The organism is Streptococcus sanguinis (genome assembly GCF_050234405.1).
Lineage (GTDB): Bacteria > Bacillota > Bacilli > Lactobacillales > Streptococcaceae > Streptococcus > Streptococcus sanguinis_W.
On the sequence record NZ_CP092117.1, the window covers coordinates 1,936,780 to 1,959,952 of the forward strand.

Consider the following 23,173-nt stretch of genomic DNA (forward strand, 5'->3'; position numbering starts at 1 on the left):
ACATCTATGCAAACGTTTTCTGTATTTATTATACCGATTCTTTTTCAAGTTGTAAAGGCTTTCAATAAGAGTTTTTCTCACTCAGATACTTCATGCTCTCTGGGCGGATTTTGATGATTCGATAAACTATTTGCGATTCAAACAACAATTGGCAAACAAAAAAGCCAAGACACTTGTCTCGACCTTCATTTTATTCAACGATAAATTGACTCAAAATCCCATTAATGAACTTACTGGACTTTTCGTCAGAGAATTGCTTGGAAAGCTCGATGGCTTCGTTGACTGCAACCAACTGCGGGGTGTCAAACTCTGTAATCTCAAAGATACCCAGACGTAGGATATTTTTTTCGACCAGCGTCAGACGATCCACTGTCCAGCCCTTTTTAAGGTGCTGGGCAATTTTCTTGTCCAAGTCGTCCTTGGACTGGACCACACCAGAGACCAGATTGAGCAGGAAGGCTGGAATATCAGCTTCCGCAGCTTTGCATGCCTCTTCGTCCTTATCATACGAATAGGCAAAGCGACAAGCTTCTACAAGATCCCCTTCATACTCTAGGCTCATCAGGGCCTGAAAAGCCCGCTGGCGCAGACCTCTTCTGGATTCCAACAATATATCAGTCATTGAGGAAGTCCTCATCAAATAGATCTTTCAAGTCTGGCTTCGGTGCCTTTTCTGGAACAATGCCTGCCACATGGATATTGACAGCAGACAGCTCTACCTCAGCCATGTCAAAAACAGCACTTTTTACAGCCTTCTGGATTGCTACTGCAACAGTTGGAACGCTGACACCGTATTCCAAATACAGGTAGATGTCTACAGTCACATCACCTGTCTCATCAGTATGGAGCGATACTCCGCGACCGAGTGAGCGCATAGAAAGACTGTCTGACATACTCTTATTTGCGAAGGAATAAACACCTTCTACCTTTGCCGTTGCAATGGCAATAATTTTTTCCAAAACACGTGGCGCAATGACGATTTCACCTAATTGTTCAGCTGCCATAGTTATTACCTCTTCTATATTATGCGCGAGAAACGTAAGTTCCTTCTGCAGTGTTGATGATTAATTTTTGTCCAACTTCGATGAAGTCTGGTACGTTGACAACAAGACCTGTCTCAAGTGTTGCTGGCTTACCAGATCCAGTAACAGTAGCTCCCTTGATAGATGGCTGAGTATCTGTTACGACCAATTCAACTGTTGTTGGTACTGTCACACCAATCACTTCTGTTCCGTAGAACTGGATTTTCACATCAGAGTTTTCAAGGATGAATTTCAATTCTTCTTCTACATTGACTACTGGAATTTCATATTGATCGTAAGTCTCAGTATTCATGAAATAAGCAGTGTCATCCATTTGGTACAAGTATTGAGCTGGAACAGTTTCAATAATGGCTTGTTCAAATTTTTCTTCTGGGCGGTAGCTTGTGTCAAATGTAGAACCAGTACGAACGTCACGCAATTTCATACGCATAATCGTATTTCCCTTACCTGGTTTGTGGTGGCTCGCTTCCAAAACGCGGATGAGTTTTCCATCAGCTGTTTCGAAGGTCATTCCAGCTTTCAGCTTACTTGCTTCAATCATTCTATATTACCTCTTTTTAAAATTATATTTCTACTTATTCTATCATAAAGCCTGATAATTCTCAAATAACAATCAACTCCAATTGGTTGCAGCTACTAAATTTTCAGGCTTGATCTTCATACCAAACCGTACACTTACCTCAGTCTACTGGAACGATATTTCCATCTTCATCTTTCTTGACATGGACATATTTCCCATCCACCTCAATATAAAATGTTTTTGCTTTACCTTGAGAAGAAGATGCTTGCTGCTGAAGTTCTCCACCTAGAGCTTGTCCAACATTCATGCCCATCAAAAGATTCATACCGTTTCCGCCTTCGTTTTTAGCCGCAGCAACCAAGGCTTCATTACGCGCCCGGCGTTCTTCAATCTCAATCGTATTGTATTTCATAGCCGCTAACTCACTATCAAGCTTGCGAACAGTCGCCATGCTATCTTCATCATAGCTTAAGTCTTCAAGGAGGACATTGGTTACTTCCAAGCCATATAAGCTCGTCCAAGTTTGATTGACCTCTTGTTTTGCTACTTCATTAAAGACTTCTTGATTAGCATTAAGGCTATAGATATCCACTTGGTTCTCGGCAGTGTACTTTGCAATTGCTACCGCAATCTTTGGCGGCAGGTTTTGTCGCAAAGTCCCTTGTGCTACATCTTGCAAGGTAAATGGCTGTTCCGCTGTAATCTGACGACTTACAGAACTAATATAAAAGAGAACCGGGTCCGCAATTTTCAAGTCATACAGACCATAAAAACGAATACTTAACAGCTGTTGATAGCGTTCGCTAAAGTACTCAACTGGATTTTGTGTACCAAATTTGTTCCCTGTAAAAGGCTGAGTTCTGAAATAAATGATTTCTTGCTGGGTTACAACTTGACCACCAAAGGAGAAGCGATGTTTAAAGTTCTCCCAAGTTCCCTTGATACCTTCTTTTTCTAATAACCAAGTGTTGTCTCCAGCCTGCCATTCATGACTTCCCGGTTCTAAAACTTCTCCCAAGAAGCTTCCATTGTTGACCAATAGAGCCACATATCCTTGTGGAACAATAACTAGCGAGCCATCCGTTAAAAGCCCTGTATTCTGATTGCCATGACGAGATTGACCATCTGGATCTTTGGTCAAAATTCTCCCTTTGATTGCTAGTGCCGTTTCCGGAACAGATTCAGGCAAGACCACTGCTTCTTTAAATTGACTATCACGAAAACTACTAATACCCCCAGAAAGGGCTGCTTTAATAAATCCCATAATTACTCCTATTTATAAAATTCAATTTCATCAACAACATCATAAGTATCCAGAACCCAATCTTGAGCGGTTCGAATCAAGGAAGCCTGACAATACTCGCACTTACTACCAGAATCAATCGTCAGTGGCGCCCCACAATTAGGACAATGATCGCTGGATACATCGTCTTTCGCAATTCCTTCAGTCTGAGCTCCATGCACACGAATGAAGTTCATTCGATAAACTGTAAACAATTCTTTGGTTGGATCACCTTCAATAATCCGACCTGTTTCATCATCTTTAATATAGTCTCTCATAGTAGATGAAAGGATGACTTCTAATCTATCATGACCTTGTGAATTTGGATAAAAGTCTTTAATTTTAGAATCTTCTACACACACCCGTTCCAAGACATTAGTCGTTTTGGCTCGAATATGTTCCTGTAACTGAGTTCGGTGTTGTTCATATAAACTCGGACTTTCTAAATTACGAACAGAAGCCCAATCTTTTTCTGTCCATGCAGACTGAAGGTGAAGGTAAACGGCTTTCGCTTGAGACAAGAAACTTTCTTCATCAAAGTAAGGATCCAATCTTTTCAGTTCTCTAATTGCTTCTTGATTATTCTGAATCTGTCTTCCTACTCTCTCTTCTGTGGTCATTTCCACATCATTGCTTGAATAGGTATCACCACCCATTCCCTTCACAATCCTAAAAAATATACCGCCAACTGCAACAATAGCCACGACACCTAGAGCCCCAGAAGATCCTAATCCTGCTCCAGACTCTGAGCTCGAACTGTAACTACTCGTTCCTCCTGATCGATTGCTCCCTCCTGACCAACTACTTCTTCCTGACCGGTTGCTTCCTCCAGATCTTCTGCTTCCGCCACTCTTAGAATTACCCACACCAGCATCAACTGTAGGAGCTAAAACCAATAGTAAAGCAAGAAGACTTGCAACAAACGCTAAAGTACTTTTTTTCATAATCCTCTTTTCATCCTTATAAAAAATAATAGGGGTAAGAATACAATATTCATCTTATATAACAATCAACTCTTTCGGCGCAAGAGTTAGGACTTCGCAGCCTGTTTCTGTGATGAGGAGATCGTCTTCGATGCGGACGCCGTATTTACCGTCCAGATAAATACCTGGCTCATCAGTCAGGACCATACCGGCCTCAATCGGCTCTTCTGACTTGCCGAAGTAAGGAATCTCATGGATGTCCAGGCCGATACCGTGACCAATCCCATGACTAAAGTAAGGGCCGTAGCCAGCATCGTTAATAATCTGGCGCGGAATCCGGTCAAAATCAATTCGGCTAAGCCCAGCCTTGGCTGCTTCTATCAGGGCTTGATTGCTGCGCAGGACAATATCATAAATCTGCCGCTCATCATCCGTCACCTGCCCCACATGAACAGTCCGCGTCATATCACTGACATAGTGATTGTAGTAGCAGCCAAAGTCCATGGTCAGGGTTTCCCCTTTTTGAATGACCTTGTCACTAGCCACACCATGCGGCATAGCAGAGCGGTAACCCGAAGCGATGATGAAGTCAAAAGAGGCACCTGAAGCACCTAACTGGCGCATACGGGCATCTAAAAAGTTCATAACAGCCAGCTCTGTCGTCTCACCAGGCTTGATAAAATCCAGCACATCTAGGAAAGCTTGATCCGAAATCTGACAGGCCTTGCGAATAGTCGCGATTTCGTGCTCATCTTTAATCATGCGCAGATTTTCAATAAAGCCTGTCATGGGAACCAGGTCGTAGGCCGAGAAGACACTTTCCAGCATTTTGAAGTAGGTATAGGAAATCTCGTCATCAAAACCGATTTTTTGTAGCTTGTCGCCCGCAATAATTTTAGCAATCTCACCGAGTGGATCTCGAGTTTCGACAATATCAAAGCCTTGGACAACTCCCTTGGCAATCAGCGTATAGCGCGCATCCGTCAGGAAAATCCGACGAGTCTTGCTGATAAAAACTGTCGCTTCTGTCCCGCTGAAGCCAGTCAGATAGTAAACATTTTTCAGATTGGTTACTAAAACAGCATCGCATTCTGTCTGAGCCAATGCTGCTTCAAACTTCTCAACTCTTGATAACATGAGGCACCTCCGTGAAATAACTAAGCTTATTATATCAAAAAACCAGTCAAATAGGACATTTTTTGACAAAACTTATCTAGGTCTTAGAATCCAACGAGCACTCTCTGACATGAAAAATCCCTGTTTTTAATATCTAACAGGGATTTGATGTATTATTTCACATGCAGCTTGCCTTTCAAGTACTGGCCGGTATAGCTGGCTGGATTAGCTGCGACTTCTTCCGGTGTACCCGTCGCAATAATCGTACCGCCACCAACACCGCCTTCTGGTCCTAAGTCGATAATATGGTCAGCCGTCTTGATAACATCCAGATTGTGCTCGATAACGAGTACTGTATTGCCATCGTCCACAAAGCGTGATAGCACTTGAAGGAGCTTGGCAATATCTTCAGAATGCAGACCCGTGGTCGGCTCATCCAAGATATAGAAGGACTTACCAGTCGAGCGCTTGTGAAGTTCGCTGGCCAGTTTCATCCGCTGAGCTTCACCACCTGACAAGGTTGTGGCTGGCTGCCCCAGAGTCACATAGCCTAGTCCCACATCCTTGATGGTCTGGAGTTTGCGGGCAATCTTGGGAATATGCTGGAAGAACTCTACCGCATCATTGACCGTCATGTCCAGAACCTGAGCGATATTCTTCTCCTTGTAGTGGACTTCCAGAGTTTCGCTATTATAGCGGGTGCCGTGGCAGACCTCACAGGCCACATAGACGTCAGGCAGGAAGTGCATCTCAATCTTGATAATCCCATCACCCGAGCAGGCCTCGCAGCGGCCGCCCTTGACGTTAAAGCTGAAACGGCCCTTCTTGTAGCCGCGAATCTTGGCTTCATTGGTCTTGGCAAACAGATCGCGAATATCGTCAAATACTCCAGTATATGTAGCCGGATTAGAGCGCGGTGTCCGACCAATCGGACTTTGGTCAATATCAATCAGTCGATCCACGTGCTCAATGCCGCTGATTTTCTTGAACTTACCTGGCTTAGCAGAGTTGCGGTTGAGTTTTTGGGCGATGGCTTTTTTAAGGATAGAGTTGACCAGCGTTGACTTGCCGGATCCAGAAACTCCTGTCACAGCGATAAATTTGCCCAAGGGGAATCTGGCCGTGATATTCTGCAAGTTATTTTCCTGAGCTCCTGTCACTTCAATAAAGCGGCCATTGCCTACACGGCGGTCCAATGGCACTGGGATTTCGCGCTTACCTGACAGGTATTGGCCAGTGATAGATTTCTTGCTCTTGGCCACTTGCGTAGGAGTACCAGCTGCGACGATTTCACCGCCAAAAACACCGGCTCCTGGTCCCACATCAATCAACCAGTCAGCCTCCCGCATGGTGTCCTCATCATGCTCAACCACAATGAGGGTATTTCCTAGGTCGCGCATCTTCTTGAGGCTGGCAATCAGACGGTCATTGTCACGCTGGTGCAAGCCAATAGAGGGCTCGTCCAGGATATAGAGGACGCCACTCAAGTTAGAACCAATCTGAGTCGCCAAGCGAATCCGCTGACTCTCACCTCCTGATAGAGTCCCAGCCGAGCGAGACAAAGTCAGGTAATTAAGACCAACGTTATTGAGGAAGGTCAGGCGGTCATGAATTTCTTTAAGAATAGGCTGCGCAATCGTAGCTTCATTGTCAGTCAAGCTAAGCTTGTCCAACTGAAGCAAATGATCAGCAATGGACAAGTCTGAAATCTCACCGATATGCAAGCCGTCTTCGCCGCCAACCTTGACAGACAAGGCCTGAGGGCTGAGTCGATAACCATGACAAGCCGCACAAGTCAGCTCATTCATATAAGCCCGCATCTGCGTCCGAGTAAAATCACTATTGGTCTCATGGTAGCGACGGTTGATATTGGTGACAACCCCCTCAAAAGGAATGTCAATATCGCGCACGCCGCCAAATTCATTTTCATAGTGGAAATGGAACTCTCGTCCATCTGAGCCAAAGAAAATCAGCTGCTTTTCTTCCTCAGTCAGCTCCTCAAAAGGCTTGTCCATATCAATGCCAAAGGCTGCCATGGCCTGTTCTAGCATCTGCGGATAGTAGTTGGAGGATATGGGATTCCAAGGTGCTAGCGCTCCTTCGCGTAAGGTCTTGCCAGCTTCTGGCACAACCACATCTAGATCCACCTCCAGCTTAACCCCCAGACCATCACAGTCCGGACAGGAGCCAAAAGGCGCATTGAAAGAGAAGAGTCGTGGCTCTAACTCCGGCACTGTAAAGCCACAGACTGGGCAGGCATAGTGCTCAGAAAAGAGTAGCTCTTGACCATCCATAGTGTCAATCACCACATAGCCCTCAGCAATCCGCAGAGCCGCTTCGACTGAGTCAAAGAGGCGACTACGCACCCCTTCCTTGATAACAATTCTGTCTACCACGACCTCAATATCATGCTGCTTGCTCTTAGAAAGCTCTGGCACTTCCGTCACATCGTAAATATCGCCATCCACACGCACACGGACATAACCGTCCTTCTGAACCTTGTCAAAAATGGTCTTATGCTGGCCCTTTTTCTTACGAATGACCGGCGCTAAAATCTGCAGCCGCTGACGCTCTGGCAATTCCAAGACTTTGTCAACAATCTGCTCAACAGATGAAGCCGTAATAGCTCCATGACCGTTGATACAGTAAGGCGTCCCAACACGAGCATAGAGAAGGCGCAGATAGTCATTGATTTCGGTAGCTGTTCCCACTGTTGAGCGGGGATTTTTACTGGTCGTCTTCTGGTCGATGGAAATAGCTGGACTGAGACCATCAATCGAGTCCACATCCGGCTTTTCCATATTGCCTAAAAACTGCCGAGCATAGGCCGACAGACTTTCCACATAGCGGCGCTGCCCCTCAGCGTAAAGGGTGTCAAAAGCCAGACTGGACTTGCCTGAACCAGACAACCCCGTCACCACGACTAGCTTGTCCCGCGGAATTTCTACATCAATATTTTTTAAATTATGAGCTCGTGCTCCATGAATCACAATTTTATCTTGCATATTGACCTCGTTTCACTTATAAACCTTCTCCATTATAACAAATTTTTCTGCAAACTTTTGCCCCAAAAGCCCGAATTTGTAGTATAATAGTACGGTATGCAAAAAACACTCTGGAAAGGAAAAAGATCATGAAGCAAGTCTTTTTATCTACTACGACAGAATTCAAAGAGATTGATGCGCTCGAATCAGGCACTTGGATCAATCTTGTCAACCCTTCCCAGAGTGAATCAATCGAAATCGCTAACGCCTTTGGCATTGACATCACCGACCTGCGAGCGCCGCTTGATGCGGAAGAAATGTCTCGGGTTACGATAGAGGATGAGTACACGCTGATCATCGTTGATGTGCCCATCACAGAGGAGCGGAATAACCAGACTTACTATGTCACGATCCCCCTTGGTATTATCATCACGGAAGAAGCTATTATCACCACCTGTTTGGAGAAATTACCTCTGCTGGATATCTTCATTCACCGGCGCCTGCGCAACTTCTATACTTTTATGAAGTCACGTTTTATCTTTCAGATTCTCTACCACAATGCCGAGCTATATCTGACAGCCCTGCGCTCCATTGACCGTAAGAGTGAGCAGATTGAGAGCCAACTGCACCAGTCCACGCGAAACGAAGAACTGATTGAGCTCATGGAGTTGGAAAAGACCATCGTCTATTTCAAGGCCTCTCTTAAGACAAATGAGCGCGTGATTAAGAAGCTGACCAGCTCTACTAGTAATATCAAGAAATACCTGGAAGACGAGGACTTGCTGGAAGACACCTTGATTGAGACCCAGCAGGCCATTGAGATGGCTGATATCTACGGCAACATCCTCCACAGTATGACAGAGACCTTTGCCTCTATCATTTCTAACAATCAGAACAATATCATGAAAGCCTTGGCTTTGGTGACCATCGTCATGTCCATCCCGACCATGATTTTCTCGGCCTATGGGATGAATTTCAAAAATAACGAACTGCCTCTCAATGGTGAACCGCATGCCTTCTGGATTATCATGTTCATTGCCTTTGCCATGAGTGCTTCGGTCATGGCCTACCTCATGCACAAAAAACTATTTTAACCTTTAGAAAGAACGCCTATGTCACAAGTATCCCTCGACAAACTCAGCAAAAAAAACAAAGAATTTATCCATATCGCGACTAATCAACTCTTACAAGACGGCAAATCCGATCAGGAAATCCAGACTATCTTAGAAGGCATTCTGCCGGAAATCTTGGAAAATCAAACCAAGGGAATCACTGCCCGTGGCCTCTACGGAGCCCCAACCACTTGGGCAGCTTCTCTGACCGCAAAAGAGCGCTATGATGCCGAGCATCCAAAGGAAAATGACGATCCTAAATGGATGATGCTGGACTCTGTCCTCTTTATCTTTGGTTTCTTTACCCTTCTGACCTCTATCGTCAATCTGGCTTCCTCTCAGCCATCTGTCTATGGACTGACAACTCTAGTACTTGGAAGCATCGTCGGTGGCCTTTCTTTCTATGCCCTCTACCACTTTATCTACCGTTTCTACGGACCAGATAAGGACCGTAGCCAGCGCCCTAAACTGCTCAAGTCTATCCTTACCATGGCAGCGGCTATTCTCCTCTGGAGCATGTCCATCGTATTGACCAGCCTCCTGCCTGAATTCCTCAATCCCCGCCTGTCCAATGTCGTAGTTGCTATTGTCGGCGCTATTACCCTAGCCCTGCGTTTCTATCTCAAAAAACGCTTCAACATCAAGAGCGCGACTATGGGACCGACGAGATATTAATATCACACAAAAAGAGGTCAGTGACCTCTTTTTGATTTGTTTCGAAAATATTTCCAATAAAGAGAGTAGGGAATGGGCAAACTGATAATCAAGCAAAAGCGATTGACAACAATGTCCGCCTTTCCTGCGCTGTTAAAATGAATGGGAACCTGCTCTGGCAGCAGGCAGATAATCAGAAATAAGGTTACTGCTAAGAGAAACAAAACGAATAAATCTTTCTTTTTCATTAGCCATGGACCTCCTTAAAATATCCTTGTTTTATTAAATGCCTATAAAGAACAGCTGCCAAGAGAAAAAGTCCAAGAGCTGAGATTCGCAGCGAAATCTCCAAGTCCATACCAAATAGTAAGGATAAACAAAGAGGGAACACAAGAACCAAGATGCCAATTCCTCCAGACAAGATAGTCGAAAAACTTTGCTTAATAACAATCATTTCATTGTCCCAGATGAACTTAGGATAATGAAAATTGACCACAAGTCCCTGAAGAGCTGTAAATAGAGAATAAGCCAGTGAAACAAGGACCAAATCCACTACTTGCAAGCCTCCTAGCGAGAAACGCCAAACCAGAACAGGCAAGCCCAGCAGCAAGGCTGTGAAGTGTAAGGACACCGTCAAGGCCAGCTTTGCCATCATTATCTGCCTCATAGAAACCGGGAGTGTCTGAAGCAGCCAAATCTCTTCCCCCTCCAAGGAAATACTGACAGCTGCAGGATTGGAAATACTGAGACAGCCAGCCAGTAATAGGGGTAAAAATTCTCGGCTATCTCTGAGTCCAATCGAAGAAAAGAGGACATCAGGAGTCATAAAACAAAGCGAGATGGCTAAAACGATGATTAAAATGGTTCCCAGTCCACTATTGAGCATATAAAGATAGGAACTCATAAAATTCGAAATTTCTCTCCTATAAAGAGCCATAAAGGGAGACTTCTGCCGGCTTCTATAGACTTTGCTTTCTGACTTCACCCCTGTTATCATCTGATTTATTTTTAAATAATTTCTACTTAAATACCTTAGAAAAAGCCCTGTCAGCGCAAAAGATATAAGCATCAACAGAAGGCTAGCCCACAAAAAATGCTGAGGGTTAAAAAACAAGCTTGCCGGAGGATAGAGAGAAGTCAGCTGCTTGGTAAGCAAGAGACCAACATTTTCCGCTGACAGTCCAGCTCTCATAGCCCATATACTGCCTGTTGCCAGCCCCAAAAGCAAGAGGAGAGAAAAAAGGAAGGCAACTAGATTTTTATGAGGGGCCTTTGAGGCTATGTAGGCAACGCACAAGCCAAGTAAAGAAGCTAAACAGAGAGGTAAAAGAGGGACAAATCCCATTAAAAGCAGATAAAGAAGCAACTCCAACAAGGACGCACTATATCCAAACCAAACGAGGCCTGCTGGAAGCATGAGAAGTATGGCAAACACACTGTTCAAAAGATAAAGAAAAGCATATTTCTCACAGACAATATCTCTAATACTGAGCGGTAATACGATGAGCCTGTCAAGTTCCTCTTGGTCAAACAAGATGCCATTTGACTGCATCAGACTAAAAAAGAAAATAATAAAACTAACCAAGGCAATCATATAGGCTGGAATCAAATTTGCCTGCCCCAACTTGACTAAACTCAAAGCCGTCAAAAGGTTATAGCCTGAAAATAGAAAAACAAGCAAGAAGAGCAGGCCAAGCTTAAAATACTTGCCCAACCTTCGTCCTTTCCTTAAATCATTAAGCGAAAATGTGCTGTATAATTGTACTTTTAAAAGCAAAAGAATATTAGTCATCTTCCTGTAACTCCATAAATACTTGTTCCAAACTGGATGCCCCCTTAACTTCAGAGGTCCTTCCATTAGCCACCAAATGTCCCTTTTGCAGAATAGCCACCTTATTGCAGAGTTCTTCCGCAACCTCTAAAACGTGAGTAGAAAAGAAAATCGCATGCCCTTGATCGGCTAACTCTCTCATGATCTGCTTAAAATAATATGCGCCTTTCGGATCTAAACCGACAAAAGGTTCATCTAAAATCAGTAATTCTGGCTCATGCAAGAGGGCCGCTATTAGTGCCAATCGCTGCTTCATTCCATGTGAATAAGCTGATATCAACTGATCCAAAGAAGTATTCAACTCAAACATTTTAGAATACTTTTCTATAGCCGCTTGCCTCTTTTCCATAGAGACTCTATAAATATCTGCTACAAAGTCCAAAAACTGCCTTGCAGTCAGATTTTTATAAAGGTCTGGGTTATCCGGTAGAAACGCCATCTTTTTCTTACAAAGCAAGGGCTCCTTACTGATAGAGTGCCCACAGATATAAATCTCTCCTTTATCAAAATCATGAATCCCAACAACCGACTTAATGGTAGATGTTTTACCTGCTCCGTTTGCGCCGATGAAGCCATAAATATCCCCAGGCTCCACCATCAGACTAAGATCATCCACTGCCTTCTTACCGTTGCTATATACTTTTGTTAAATGTTCTATTTTTAACATGAATTTCTCCTTTTATTCAAACTGACATTTTGTCAGTGTTAGCCTAAAATTTTTTAAATATCAGGATTAAAAGATTGAAGTCTCGAACTGACATTTTGTCAGTTCCACTTCTAAATAAAAGGCAGAAAACTGCCGATTATTCTAAAAAATAGATTCCTCTAATCCTAAGCTTCTTTCTAAGATTGCCTGGAAGCTGGTGAGATAATTCTGCAAAGTCTCTGGTTTTTCCTGACTCATCTTGATATCATTGGACACAAAGACGTAGGCAGTCATGAGAAAAGAAGCCGTTTCATGCGGATATTTCAAATGAAAATCTCCAGATTTCTGACCTTCCTCCAAGATATGAGTAAAGAAAACAATCATCCGCTCACAGAGTCTATGATAAAAGCGATCCAAGACATAGCGATTTGTTTCTAAATTGACGGTTTCCTGCAAGACTTGATTTTCCTGTGTTCTGCTCTCCTCTGGGATAAGGGTCGCCTCAATAAAAGTTCTGATTTTTTCCTTGGCTCCGACATTTGGCTGATAGCTGATTTTTTCTAGCTTTCTCAGCAAGGGCTCAGAGTTCTTTTCAATCAGACAATAGAGAATATCTTCCTTATCCTTAAAATGATAGTAAAGCAGGCCTCGAGAAATTCCAAGCTTATCAATAATGTCTTGAGTCCTTGTCTTTAGATAGCCCTTTTGGGCAAAGAGCTGCAAGGCTGCAGACATAATCTCCGCCCGCCGCACCTCTACTTCCTTGACATCACGCATGATTTCTGCCTCCTTGTGGTCAGTATAGCACTCTACTGACATTTTGTCAATGACAAAATAAAAAAACAGCAAGCTAGAGCCTGCTGTTAATCTAATTAGTCTTCATTTACGAAAGGCATCAAAGCCATTACGCGAGCGCGTTTGATAGCTGTTGTTACTTTACGTTGGTTTTTAGCTGAAGTTCCTGTTACACGACGAGGAAGGATTTTCCCACGTTCTGAAACGAAACGGCTAAGAAGCTCAGTATCTTTGTAATCAACATATTCAATTTTGTTCGCTGCGATGTAATCAACTTTTTTACGGCGTTTGAATCCGCCACGACGTTGTTGAGCCATGTGTTTTCTCCTTTATATTATAGTTAGATTCGGTCCTTAGAAAGGTAAATCGTCGTCTGAGATATCCATTGGGTTAGAATTGCCAAATGGGCTCTCATCACGAGAAAAGTTCGGTACTTGGTTAGACGAGTCCGCACTGCCATAACTTGGAGCAGAGCTGCCGCCGAAGCTGTTCCCACCGTAACCGCCAGATGACTGACCATCACGATTAGAGCGGCTTTCCAAGAGTTGGAAATTGTCCGCAACAACTTCTGTGACATAGACACGCTGGCCTTGCTGATTCTCGTAGTTACGCGTTTGAATACGGCCTGTAATTCCGATTAGGGCTCCTTTTTTAGCCCAGTTTGCAAGATTTTCTGCCTGCTGACGCCAGATGACAACATTGATAAAGTCTGCTTCTCGCTCGCCACTTTGATTTTTAAAGTTGCGATTGACAGCCAGAGTAAATGTTGCGACCGCTTGGTTCTGCGGAGTATAGCGAAGCTCGGCATCACGGGTCATGCGACCCACCAGTACAACGTTATTAATCATAGTCTACCTTCTTAAGCGTCAAGTTTGACGATCATGTGACGAAGAATGTCAGCGTTGATTTTTGAAAGACGGTCAAACTCTTTAAGAGCTGCATCGTCGTTTGCTTCAACGTTAACGATGTGGTAAAGTCCTTCACGGAAATCTTGGATTTCGTATGCAAGACGACGTTTTTCCCAGTCTTTTGATTCAACAACAGTTGCACCATTGTCAGTCAAGATAGAGTCAAAGCGTGCTACCAAAGCGTTTTTAGCTTCTTCTTCAATGTTTGGACGAATAATATAAAGAATTTCGTATTTAGCCATTGATTTTTCCTCCTTTTGGTCTAATGACCCCGAGACTTTGCAAGGGGTAAGTGAGGTTTGCTCACAAATAACTATTATAGCAGACTTGCGGCAGAATGGCAAGGGAAAGTTTTGATATAAAGAAAACTCTCCCTGTCACCAGAGAGAGTCCGAAAAATACGATTCGTTTTTAGAGAGGCTAGACGATTCTTCCTTGATCGACGACCAGTTTTCCAGCCTTGTAGACCTGATGGGTCAGGTTGGTCGCAAAGAAATAAAGTGGGTAGTCAATATTCTTAGCGTCTAGAATGGTAATGTCCGCCTGCTTACCAGTATCAAAGCTGCCAATCTTATCTTGACGGTTAACTGAGTAGGCCGCATTGATGGTTACAGCGTTGAGAACTTCTACTGGCGTCAGACGCATCATAAAGCAGCCCAGCTGCATGACGAACTGCAGATTAGCTGTCGGACAAGAGCCTGGATTGCTGTCGGTAGTCAGAGTGATAGCCATACCAGCTTCCAGCATCTTACGGGCTGGTGCATAGGTATCTTCCATCAGACTGAAGGTAGTTGCCGGCAGGAGATTACCGATAACCTTGGCTTCTGCCATCTTGCGAATGCCCTCATCGGTCGCCATCATCAAGTGCTCTGCACTGGTTGCTCCTAGCTCAGCCGCTACATCTACCCCGCCGATAGACTCGATTTCATCAGCATGGATACGAAGCTTGAAGCCCATCTCCTTTGCCTTAGAAAGTAAGTAGCGTGACTCGTCAGCTGTAAAGACGCCTTTTTCACAGAAAATATCACAGAATTCAGCTAGATTTTCTGCCTTTACCCGAGGCAGCATTTCCTCGACGATAAGCTCCAGATATTCCTGAGAGCGTCCCTTATATTCTGGTGGAACGGCGTGGGCAGCCATAAAGGTAGAAACGAGATCAATCTCGTGGTCACGGTCCAGAGCCCCAACGACATCTAGCTGGCGCTTCTCTGTTTCCCAGTCCAAACCATAGCCGCTCTTAGCCTCAACTGTTGTTACCCCATGCAGCAGCATATAGTCCAGCAGTCTCTTAGACTTATCATAGAGAGTGTCAAAAGAAGCTTCTCGTGTCGCCCGGACTGTACTGAGAATACCACCGCCTTGGGCAAGAATTTCCAGATAAGGGACACCAGCTAATTTCTTAGCAAATTCATGCTCCCGGCTGCCACCGTAGACCAAGTGAGTGTGGCAGTCAATCAAGCCAGGTGTGGCAATCTTGCCTTCATAAGACTGAATCTTAGTATCTGGTCCGACCAGACTGGCATCCGGCTCTCCGCTGCCGACTGCTAGGATTTTGCCGTCTTTGACTGCAATGTAGCCGTCTTCCAAAACCTGAGCTTCCTTCATCTCCTCGCCAAAAAGGGGATGTCCGAGGTCCTTGGGACAGAAGACTTGATTAAAGTGAGTTAATAGTAAATCAGCAGTCATGCTTGTTCCTCCATTTCATTTTCCGACATATTTGCTTTTCATCATAATACACTATCGTCAAATTATAGTCAAAAGCTTGTAAAAGATAGGAGCCCCACTTTTTTTACTGCTTTTCTCATTTTCTTGACTCTTTATGGACGGGAGTCTTATAGAATGTAGGAGAAAGATATTTTACACTTGACTAAAAGGAGGATTTTTCATGTCATACTTTAGCGAAAATGAAATTGCAGCAGCAATGACCGTCAAATTAGACGATGTACTGCCTGAAAAAACAGTTTTCCAAGAAGGCATCCGTCGAGCACCTGACCGGGGCTTCCGTTTGACTCAAGCTCAAACCGAAATTGCGCTTAAAAATGCCCTTCGCTATATTCCAAAGAGATTCCATGAGGAAGTAATTCCAGAATTCTTAGAAGAACTGAAAACTCGCGGACGGATTTATGGCTACCGCTGGCGTCCAAAAGAACGCATCTACGGTAAACCAATTGATGAATATAAAGGGAGCTGTACTGCGGCCAAAGCTATGCAGGTTATGATTGACAACAACCTGAGCTTTGAAATCGCCCTTTATCCTTATGAATTGGTTACTTACGGGGAAACTGGATCTGTCTGCGCTAACTGGATGCAGTACAACCTGATCAAGAAATACTTGGAAATCATGACCGACCATCAAACCTTGGTTGTAGAATCTGGCCATCCACTTGGACTTTTCAAATCTAAACCAGAAGCTCCGCGCGTTATTATCACCAATGGCCTCTTGGTCGGTGAATACGACAACATGAAGGACTGGGAAATTGCAGAAGAAATGGGTGTAACCAACTATGGTCAAATGACAGCCGGTGGTTGGATGTACATCGGCCCTCAAGGTATCGTCCATGGTACTTTCAACACCCTCCTCAATGCTGGACGCTTGAAACTGGGTGTGGCTGACGATGGTGATCTAACTGGCAAACTCTTCATCTCTTCTGGTCTGGGTGGCATGAGTGGAGCTCAAGGGAAAGCGGCCGAAATTGCTAAAGCTGTGGCAATCGTAGCTGAAGTAGACCAATCCCGGATTGAAACTCGTCACTCCCAAGGCTGGATTAGTCAATTAGCCGAAAGTCCGAAAGAAGCTATCGACTTGGCTCAAAAAGCTCTGGAAACTGGTGAATCAACTTCCATTGCCTATCATGGTAACATTGTAGATCTCTTAGAATATGTCAACGAGAACAATATCCATGTAGATCTGCTGTCTGACCAAACTTCTTGCCACAATGTCTATGACGGCGGCTACTGTCCAGCTGGTATCAGCTTTGAAGAGCGGACTCGCCTCCTGGCTGAAGACAAGGAAACCTTTGCTAAGTTGGTTGACGAAACATTGGAACGTCACTTCAAGGCAATCAAGACCCTGACTAGCAACGGTACCTACTTCTTTGACTACGGCAATGCCTTTATGAAGGCAGTCTATGACTCTGGCATCAAGGAAATTTCTAAGAACGGCTTTGACGACAAAGACGGCTTCATCTGGCCATCCTATGTAGAAGATATCATGGGTCCAATGCTCTTTGACTATGGTTATGGTCCTTTCCGTTGGGTATGTCTGAGCGGTAAGCACGAAGACCTGGTCGCTACTGACCATGCAGCTATGGAAGTGATCGACCCTAACCGCCGCTACCAAGACCGCGACAACTACAACTGGATCCGCGATGCAGAAAAGAACCAGCTGGTTGTTGGAACTCAGGCTCGGATTCTCTACCAAGACTGTATGGGCCGTGTCAATATCGCCCTCAAGTTCAATGAATTAGTCCGCGAAGGCAAGATTGGTCCTGTCATGATTGGCCGTGACCACCACGACGTATCTGGTACTGACTCTCCATTCCGTGAAACTTCTAATATCAAGGACGGTTCTAATGTTACCTGCGACATGGCTGTGCAATGTTATGCCGGTAATGCAGCTCGCGGTATGAGTCTGGTAGCTCTCCACAACGGTGGCGGAACTGGTATCGGTAAAGCAATCAACGGTGGCTTTGGCTTGGTACTGGACGGCAGCGAACGCATTGATGAAATCATCAAATCTGCTATCGCTTGGGATACAATTGGCGGAGTTGCACGTCGTAACTGGGCTCGCAATGAGCATGCTATTGAGACTGCTATTGAGTACAACCGCCTCCACCAAGGAACAGACCACATCACCATTCCATACTTAACTGACGAAGATTTGGTCAAAGAATCTGTTAAGAAATTGTTCGAATAGAAAAAACTTGTCCCCCAACTTCCGGCCTGAGCTGGGTATCAACCTGGCTCAGGAGAAGGTTCTGCTTCATTAAGTTCATATTATAAATTAAAATTATTGATATCACGAGGTAATATCTTATGGCAAAAATTGTTGAATGTATTCCTAACTTTTCTGAAGGCCGCAACCAAGCGGTCATTGACGGTCTAGTGGAAACAGCTAAGAGCGTGCCAGGCGTAACACTTTTGGACCACTCTTCTGATGCCAGCCACAATCGCAGCGTCTTTACCTTGGTCGGTGATGACCAAAACATTCAGGAAGTTGCCTTCCGTTTGGTTAAATACGCTTCTGAAAATATTGACTTGACCAAGCACCAGGGTGAACACCCTCGTATGGGCGCAACTGATGTCCTGCCTTTTGTACCGATCAAGGACATCACAAGTGAGGAATGCGTAGAAATTGCGAAGACCGTATCTGAGCGGATCAATCGTGAGCTCGGTATCCCTATCTTCCTCTATGAAGATGCGGCGACTCGTCCTGAGCGTAAGAACTTGGCTAAGGTTCGTAAAGGACAGTTTGAAGGCATGCCAGAAAAACTATTGGAACCTGACTGGGCGCCTGACTACGGTGAAAGAAAGATTCACCCAACCGCTGGTGTTACTGCTGTCGGTGCTAGAATGCCGCTCATCGCCTACAATATCAACTTGGATACAGACAATCTGGAAATTGCCAACAATATTGCCAAAATCATCCGTGGATCAAGCGGTGGCTACAAGTACTGTAAAGCGATTGGCGTTATGCTGGAAGACCGCAACATTGCTCAGGTTTCTATCAACATGGTCAATCTGGAAAAATTCCCACTCTATCGTGTCTTTGAAACTGTTCGCTTTGAAGCCAAGCGCTACGGAGTTGGAATCCTCGGATCAGAAGTCATCGGTTTGGCTCCAGCCAAGGCTTTGATTGACGCAGCAGAATACTATCTGCAAATCGAAGACTTTGACTACGGCAAGCAAGTTCTGGAAAACCATTTGCTGGGCTAGGAGGACAGAAACCTATGAAATTAGTAGATTTAAGCTTGACAGAATTTGCCCAAGTCCTAGGCTCAGATGCTCCTGCACCAGGAGGCGGCTCTGCCGCTGCTCTTTCCGCAGCGAACGGTATTTCCCTGACTAAGATGGTCTGTGAATTGACCCTTGGCAAGAAAAAATACGCAGAATTTGAAGCAGAAATTGCTCAAGTGCACACAGAAAGTGCTCGCCTCCAAGAAAGTCTGCTCGCAGCTATTGACAAGGACACTGAAGCCTTCAATCTAGTCTCCGCCGTCTTTGATATGCCTAAGGAAACAGACGAAGACAAGGCTGCCCGTCGAGAAGCGATGCAACAAGCCCTCAAGGAAGCGACCAAGTCACCTTATGGCATGATGGAAGACATCTTGGCTGCCCTGCAAACAACTCAAAAGGCTGTTGGCAAGTCCAATACCAATGCTGCCAGCGACCTGGGAGTAGCAGCTCTCAATCTTAAGGCTGGCCTGCAAGGGGCTTGGCTCAATGTCCTCATTAACCTGTCAGGCGTCAAGGATGAAACATTCGTCACAGACTACCGGAGCAAGGGTGAAGATCTCCTACAAAAAGGCTGCGCTCTAGCAGATGAAATTTATCAAGAAATTTTGAAAGTTGTCTAATAGATAAACGGAAGAGAAGTCTGCTCATTCCCATGAATGGACTTCCTCTTCTCAAGAGGTAACAATATGGTTTTATCAGATATTGAAATTGCGAATTCGGTTCAAATGAAGCCCATCAAAGAGGTGGCAGAAAAGCTAGGAATTGCTGAAGACGCTTTGTCTCTTTATGGAAATTACAAGGCAAAAATCAGTGCCAGCCAACTGGAAGCCTTAAAAGACAAGCCAGACGGCAAACTGATTCTCGTGACAGCTATTTCTCCGACACCAGCCGGAGAAGGCAAGACCACTACTTCTGTCGGATTGGTCGATGCTTTGGCTGCTATCGGTAAAAAAGCCGTTATCGCTCTGCGGGAACCTTCACTCGGACCTGTCTTTGGTATCAAGGGCGGAGCTGCTGGCGGTGGGCACGCTCAGGTTGTACCCATGGAGGATATCAACCTCCACTTCACTGGTGACTTTCATGCCATCGGTGTTGCCAACAATCTGCTGGCGGCCCTCATTGACAACCACATCCACCATGGCAATGCCTTAGGCATTGATTCTCGCCGCATCACTTGGAAGCGGGCAGTAGATATGAATGACCGGCAACTGCGCCACATCGTAGACGGCTTGCAAGGTAAAGTCAACGGTGTTCCGCGTGAAGATGGGTTTGATATTACAGTTGCTTCTGAGGTTATGGCTATTCTCTGTCTGTCAGAAAATATTACCGATCTCAAGAACCGCTTGGAAAAAATTATCATTGGCTACAGCTTTGAAGGTAAGCCAGTAACTGCCAAGGACTTGAAAGCTGGTGGCGCTATGGCTGCTGTGCTCAAAGACGCTATCCATCCAAACCTGGTTCAAACTCTGGAACACACGCCAGCCTTGATTCACGGCGGACCTTTCGCCAACATTGCCCATGGCTGTAACAGTGTCCTAGCTACCAAGCTGGCTCTCAAATATGCCGACTATGCAGTCACAGAAGCTGGTTTCGGTGCTGACCTGGGTGCTGAAAAATTCATTGATATCAAGTGTCGTACATCTGGACTTCGTCCAGCAGCTGTAGTTCTGGTCGCTACCATCCGTGCTCTCAAGATGCACGGCGGTGTGGCTAAGAGTGATCTGGCTGAAGAAAATGTCCAAGCCGTTGTAGATGGACTGCCAAACTTGGAAAAACATCTGGAAAACATTCAAGATGTTTATGGATTGCCAGCAGTCGTTGCCATCAATAAATTCCCGCTGGATACCGAAGCAGAATTGCAAGCAGTTTATGACGCCTGCCAAAAACGCGGCGTTGACGTCGTGATTTCCGACGTTTGGGCAAATGGCGGAACCGGTGGCAAAGAGTTGGCTGAAAAAGTCGTGGAACTGGCCGAAGGAGACAATCACTTCCAATTTGTATATAATGAAGAGGACTCCATTGAGACCAAGCTGAACAAAATTGTTACTAAGGTCTATGGAGGCAAGGGCGTTCGCCTGACTCCTGCTGCTAAACGCGAGCTCAAACAACTGGAAGAGCTGGGCTTCTCCAACTATCCTATCTGTATGGCTAAGACTCAGTACTCCTTCTCAGACGATGCTAAGAAACTGGGCGCACCTAAAGACTTTGTCGTGACTATCAGCCAGCTCAAAGTTTCTGCTGGTGCAGGCTTTATCGTTGCTCTGACTGGTGCGATTATGACCATGCCAGGGCTGCCTAAAGTACCAGCCAGCGAAAAGATTGATGTTGACAAAGACGGCAATATCAGCGGTTTGTTCTAATAAATACCAAAAATGACACATATAACCCTTTTAAGAGTAAATGATTTTCAAGTTTCCGATTGGTCGGGGGGAAAGACAAAACAACTTTATCTTTCCCCGCCAACTGGCCACTATGGCAAGCGGGACTTTGACTATCGACTCTCAACAGCGACTGTGGAGTTGGCTGAAAGTCAGTTTTCTGACCTCAGCGGCTTTCACCGCATTCTCATGAGCCTGGACCACACACTTCATCTCCACAATGCCAGCCGGCAGGAGGAAACGGTTCTAGCTCCCTTTACTCCCTATGTCTTTGAAGGGAGTGATTCTATCACAAGTCGGGGGACTTGTACCGACTTTAACTTAATCTACAGCGACCATTATCAGGGACAGCTGATTGCCATCTCGAATGGGCAAGAGCTTAGCCGAGATGACGAAATTCAATTTATCTATGCCATAGAGGATCTGACGGTGACGGGAACAAATCTGCCATCGCTTAACCTAGAGGCAGAGCAGCTTCTGATAGTGGAAAAAGAGACTCAGGAAACTGAGCTGCATATAATGTTTTCGAGTAACCAGCCAAAGGGAACGCCCCTTGCTATATGGGCTGGTTTGACCCACATCCCTACTAAGTAAAGATACCATGATGCCTTGTCACCATTCTATCTTTACTTGGAAAGGATCCCATATCTCTAAAGGAGAAACATTATTATGGATGCAACTAAACTCACTGCACAAGAACAAGAACAGGAAAAAGCGAAATTCAGCTTTTCCGGTGCAACTCTCTACGGTATCAATGCCGTTATCGGTTCAGGGATTTTCCTCCTACCGCAAAAGATTTATAAAGGACTTGGTCCTGCCTCTCTAGCTGTCATGCTTGGAACTGCCCTCCTCGTTATTCTCCTAGCCGTCTGCTTGGCAGAAACTGCAGGTTATTTTAATAAAAACGGCGGAGCTTTCCAATATTCCAAAGCGGCCTTCGGAAACTTTGTAGGCTTTAATGTCGGTTTTCTGGGATGGGTCGTAACCATTATCGCTTGGGCCGCTATGGCAGCAGCATTTGCAAGACTTTTTGTCATCACTTTTAAAGCCTTTGAACCTTATGAACTTTTGCTCAGTGTGAGCCTGATTATTTTGCTCAGCTTGATGAATATATCTGGTCTTAAGACTTCAAAAATATTTACCTTGACTGCTACTGTAGCTAAACTCATTCCAATCGTTGCCTTTAGTTTATGCGCAATTTTCTTTATTAAATCGGGAATTGATAAAGGTAACTTCACTCCGTTTCTACAACTAGATCCTAAAGTAGATATCATGAAAGCTATCTCAAGTACAGCCATTTATATCTTCTACGGATTTATCGGATTTGAAACCATGTCTATCGTTGCTGGTGAAATGCGCAACCCAGAAAAGAATGTACCTCGGGCTATCTTAGGCTCTATCAGTATTGTATCAGTTCTCTATATGTTGATTATCGCTGGAACCATTGCCATGCTGGGCAGCCGTATCTTGCAAACAGATGCTTCTGTACAAGACGCCTTTGTTGAGATGATTGGCCCTGCTGGTGCTTGGATTATTTCCATTGGAGCACTCATCTCTATCACTGGTCTTAATATCGGAGAGTCCGTCATGGTTCCGCGTTATGGTGCAGCTATCGCAAATGAAGGCCTGCTTCCTAAGAAAATTGCAGAAACCAACTCTAAAAATGCCCCTATAGTTGCCATTATTATTTCAGGAATTCTGGCTATCGCCCTGCTCTTCTCTGGTAAATTTGAAGAATTAGCAGCTCTCAGCGTGGTCTTCCGCTTCTTCCAATACATCCCAACTGCTCTAGCTGTACTAGTATTAAGAAAGAAATATCCGGATAAGAAAGTGGTCTTCCGTGTTCCATTTGGTCCAGTAATTCCAATTTTGGCGGTTCTAGTCAGCCTCGTCATGATTTGGGGTGAAAACCCAATGAACTATGTCTACGGCCTCATCGGTGTCCTTATCGCCAGTGCAGTATACTTTATCTATATAGTACTGATTTGTAAAAATAAAGTTCTTGAACAAGAAGGAGAATGAATC

24 protein-coding genes are annotated in these 23,173 nt (G+C 44.8%); 8 read left to right on the forward strand and 16 right to left on the reverse strand.

The features are described from left to right. Nucleotides 1-190: 190 nt before the first annotated feature. The 8 genes from nusB to uvrA form a co-directional block, all read right to left on the reverse strand. Nucleotides 191-622: a transcription antitermination factor NusB gene (gene nusB, locus MFP28_RS09420; RefSeq protein ID WP_002907206.1), complete on the reverse strand. Its 432-nt coding sequence runs from the start codon at nt 620-622 to the stop codon at nt 191-193. Further along, the gene (locus MFP28_RS09425; protein ID WP_002896484.1) at nt 615-1,004 is read right to left on the reverse strand and encodes an Asp23/Gls24 family envelope stress response protein; all 390 of its coding nucleotides are present in this window, start codon (nt 1,002-1,004) and stop codon (nt 615-617) included. Before MFP28_RS09425 ends, nusB begins: the two co-directional genes overlap by 8 nt. Nucleotides 1,005-1,023: 19 nt before the next feature. After that, nucleotides 1,024-1,584, reverse strand: coding sequence for an elongation factor P (efp, locus tag MFP28_RS09430; protein ID WP_002896485.1), 561 nt, complete (start codon nt 1,582-1,584; stop codon nt 1,024-1,026). Between the two features lie 139 nt (nt 1,585-1,723). Continuing rightward, nucleotides 1,724-2,827, reverse strand: a complete 1,104-nt coding sequence (locus MFP28_RS09435; protein ID WP_002907207.1) for an SPFH domain-containing protein — start codon at nt 2,825-2,827, stop codon at nt 1,724-1,726. An 8-nt stretch (nt 2,828-2,835) separates the two neighbouring features. Then, complete coding sequence (locus MFP28_RS09440) at nt 2,836-3,549, reverse strand: TIM44-like domain-containing protein (protein WP_002907208.1); 714 nt, start codon at nt 3,547-3,549, stop codon at nt 2,836-2,838. 23 nt (nt 3,550-3,572) lie between these two features. Continuing rightward, complete coding sequence (locus MFP28_RS09445; RefSeq protein WP_263281475.1) at nt 3,573-3,695, reverse strand: hypothetical protein; 123 nt, start codon at nt 3,693-3,695, stop codon at nt 3,573-3,575. A gap of 148 nt (nt 3,696-3,843) precedes the next feature. After that, nucleotides 3,844-4,905, reverse strand: coding sequence for a M24 family metallopeptidase (locus MFP28_RS09450; protein WP_002907210.1), 1,062 nt, complete (start codon nt 4,903-4,905; stop codon nt 3,844-3,846). A 152-nt stretch (nt 4,906-5,057) separates the two neighbouring features. Further along, entirely contained in the window at nt 5,058-7,889 is a 2,832-nt protein-coding gene (gene uvrA, locus MFP28_RS09455; protein WP_002907212.1) for an excinuclease ABC subunit UvrA, read from the reverse strand. A gap of 128 nt (nt 7,890-8,017) precedes the next feature. Here uvrA and MFP28_RS09460 point away from each other — a divergent pair, with 128 nt between their 5' ends. Next, nucleotides 8,018-8,962: a magnesium transporter CorA family protein gene (locus MFP28_RS09460; protein WP_002907213.1), complete on the forward strand. Its 945-nt coding sequence runs from the start codon at nt 8,018-8,020 to the stop codon at nt 8,960-8,962. An 18-nt stretch (nt 8,963-8,980) separates the two neighbouring features. Further along, a complete protein-coding gene (locus tag MFP28_RS09465; RefSeq protein WP_002901378.1) occupies nt 8,981-9,655 on the forward strand; it encodes a DUF1129 domain-containing protein in 675 nt (224 codons plus the stop codon). A gap of 17 nt (nt 9,656-9,672) precedes the next feature. On the opposite strand, the gene MFP28_RS09470 is transcribed toward MFP28_RS09465, so the two are convergent. From MFP28_RS09470 to hutI, 8 genes are all read right to left on the reverse strand, one after another. Continuing rightward, nucleotides 9,673-9,882: a DUF1648 domain-containing protein gene (locus MFP28_RS09470; RefSeq protein WP_002907214.1), complete on the reverse strand. Its 210-nt coding sequence runs from the start codon at nt 9,880-9,882 to the stop codon at nt 9,673-9,675. Then, the gene (locus MFP28_RS09475) at nt 9,882-11,492 is read right to left on the reverse strand and encodes a hypothetical protein (protein WP_002907215.1); all 1,611 of its coding nucleotides are present in this window, start codon (nt 11,490-11,492) and stop codon (nt 9,882-9,884) included. The genes MFP28_RS09470 and MFP28_RS09475 overlap by 1 nt, the downstream gene beginning before the upstream one ends. Then, complete coding sequence (locus MFP28_RS09480; RefSeq protein ID WP_002907216.1) at nt 11,419-12,132, reverse strand: ABC transporter ATP-binding protein; 714 nt, start codon at nt 12,130-12,132, stop codon at nt 11,419-11,421. The genes MFP28_RS09475 and MFP28_RS09480 overlap by 74 nt, the downstream gene beginning before the upstream one ends. A 141-nt stretch (nt 12,133-12,273) precedes the next feature. Beyond that, nucleotides 12,274-12,930 (reverse strand): TetR/AcrR family transcriptional regulator, encoded by a 657-nt coding sequence (locus MFP28_RS09485; RefSeq protein ID WP_002907217.1) that lies wholly within the window; start codon nt 12,928-12,930, stop codon nt 12,274-12,276. A 53-nt stretch (nt 12,931-12,983) separates the two neighbouring features. After that, nucleotides 12,984-13,223 (reverse strand): 30S ribosomal protein S18, encoded by a 240-nt coding sequence (gene rpsR, locus MFP28_RS09490; protein ID WP_000068664.1) that lies wholly within the window; start codon nt 13,221-13,223, stop codon nt 12,984-12,986. Between the two features lie 36 nt (nt 13,224-13,259). Beyond that, nucleotides 13,260-13,754, reverse strand: a complete 495-nt coding sequence (locus MFP28_RS09495) for a single-stranded DNA-binding protein (RefSeq protein WP_002907219.1) — start codon at nt 13,752-13,754, stop codon at nt 13,260-13,262. 11 nt (nt 13,755-13,765) lie between these two features. Continuing rightward, the gene (gene rpsF, locus MFP28_RS09500) at nt 13,766-14,056 is read right to left on the reverse strand and encodes a 30S ribosomal protein S6 (protein WP_002896497.1); all 291 of its coding nucleotides are present in this window, start codon (nt 14,054-14,056) and stop codon (nt 13,766-13,768) included. 178 nt (nt 14,057-14,234) lie between these two features. Further along, the gene (gene hutI / locus MFP28_RS09505; protein WP_002907220.1) at nt 14,235-15,500 is read right to left on the reverse strand and encodes an imidazolonepropionase; all 1,266 of its coding nucleotides are present in this window, start codon (nt 15,498-15,500) and stop codon (nt 14,235-14,237) included. A gap of 199 nt (nt 15,501-15,699) precedes the next feature. Here hutI and MFP28_RS09510 point away from each other — a divergent pair, with 199 nt between their 5' ends. The 6 genes from MFP28_RS09510 to MFP28_RS09535 all read left to right on the forward strand — a co-directional run bounded on the left by MFP28_RS09510 (nt 15,700) and on the right by MFP28_RS09535 (nt 23,170). Further along, nucleotides 15,700-17,730, forward strand: a complete 2,031-nt coding sequence (locus MFP28_RS09510; protein ID WP_002907221.1) for a urocanate hydratase — start codon at nt 15,700-15,702, stop codon at nt 17,728-17,730. A gap of 119 nt (nt 17,731-17,849) precedes the next feature. Next, complete coding sequence (ftcD, locus tag MFP28_RS09515; RefSeq protein WP_002907222.1) at nt 17,850-18,749, forward strand: glutamate formimidoyltransferase; 900 nt, start codon at nt 17,850-17,852, stop codon at nt 18,747-18,749. 14 nt (nt 18,750-18,763) lie between these two features. After that, nucleotides 18,764-19,390, forward strand: coding sequence for a cyclodeaminase/cyclohydrolase family protein (locus MFP28_RS09520; RefSeq protein WP_002907223.1), 627 nt, complete (start codon nt 18,764-18,766; stop codon nt 19,388-19,390). A gap of 66 nt (nt 19,391-19,456) precedes the next feature. Then, nucleotides 19,457-21,130: a formate--tetrahydrofolate ligase gene (locus MFP28_RS09525; RefSeq protein ID WP_032916075.1), complete on the forward strand. Its 1,674-nt coding sequence runs from the start codon at nt 19,457-19,459 to the stop codon at nt 21,128-21,130. Nucleotides 21,131-21,142: 12 nt separating this feature from the next. Further along, on the forward strand, nt 21,143-21,742 hold the full coding sequence (locus MFP28_RS09530; protein ID WP_002907226.1) for a HutD/Ves family protein: 600 nt from the start codon (nt 21,143-21,145) through the stop codon (nt 21,740-21,742). A gap of 75 nt (nt 21,743-21,817) precedes the next feature. Next, nucleotides 21,818-23,170: an APC family permease gene (locus tag MFP28_RS09535; protein ID WP_002907227.1), complete on the forward strand. Its 1,353-nt coding sequence runs from the start codon at nt 21,818-21,820 to the stop codon at nt 23,168-23,170. Nucleotides 23,171-23,173 lie beyond the last annotated feature (3 nt).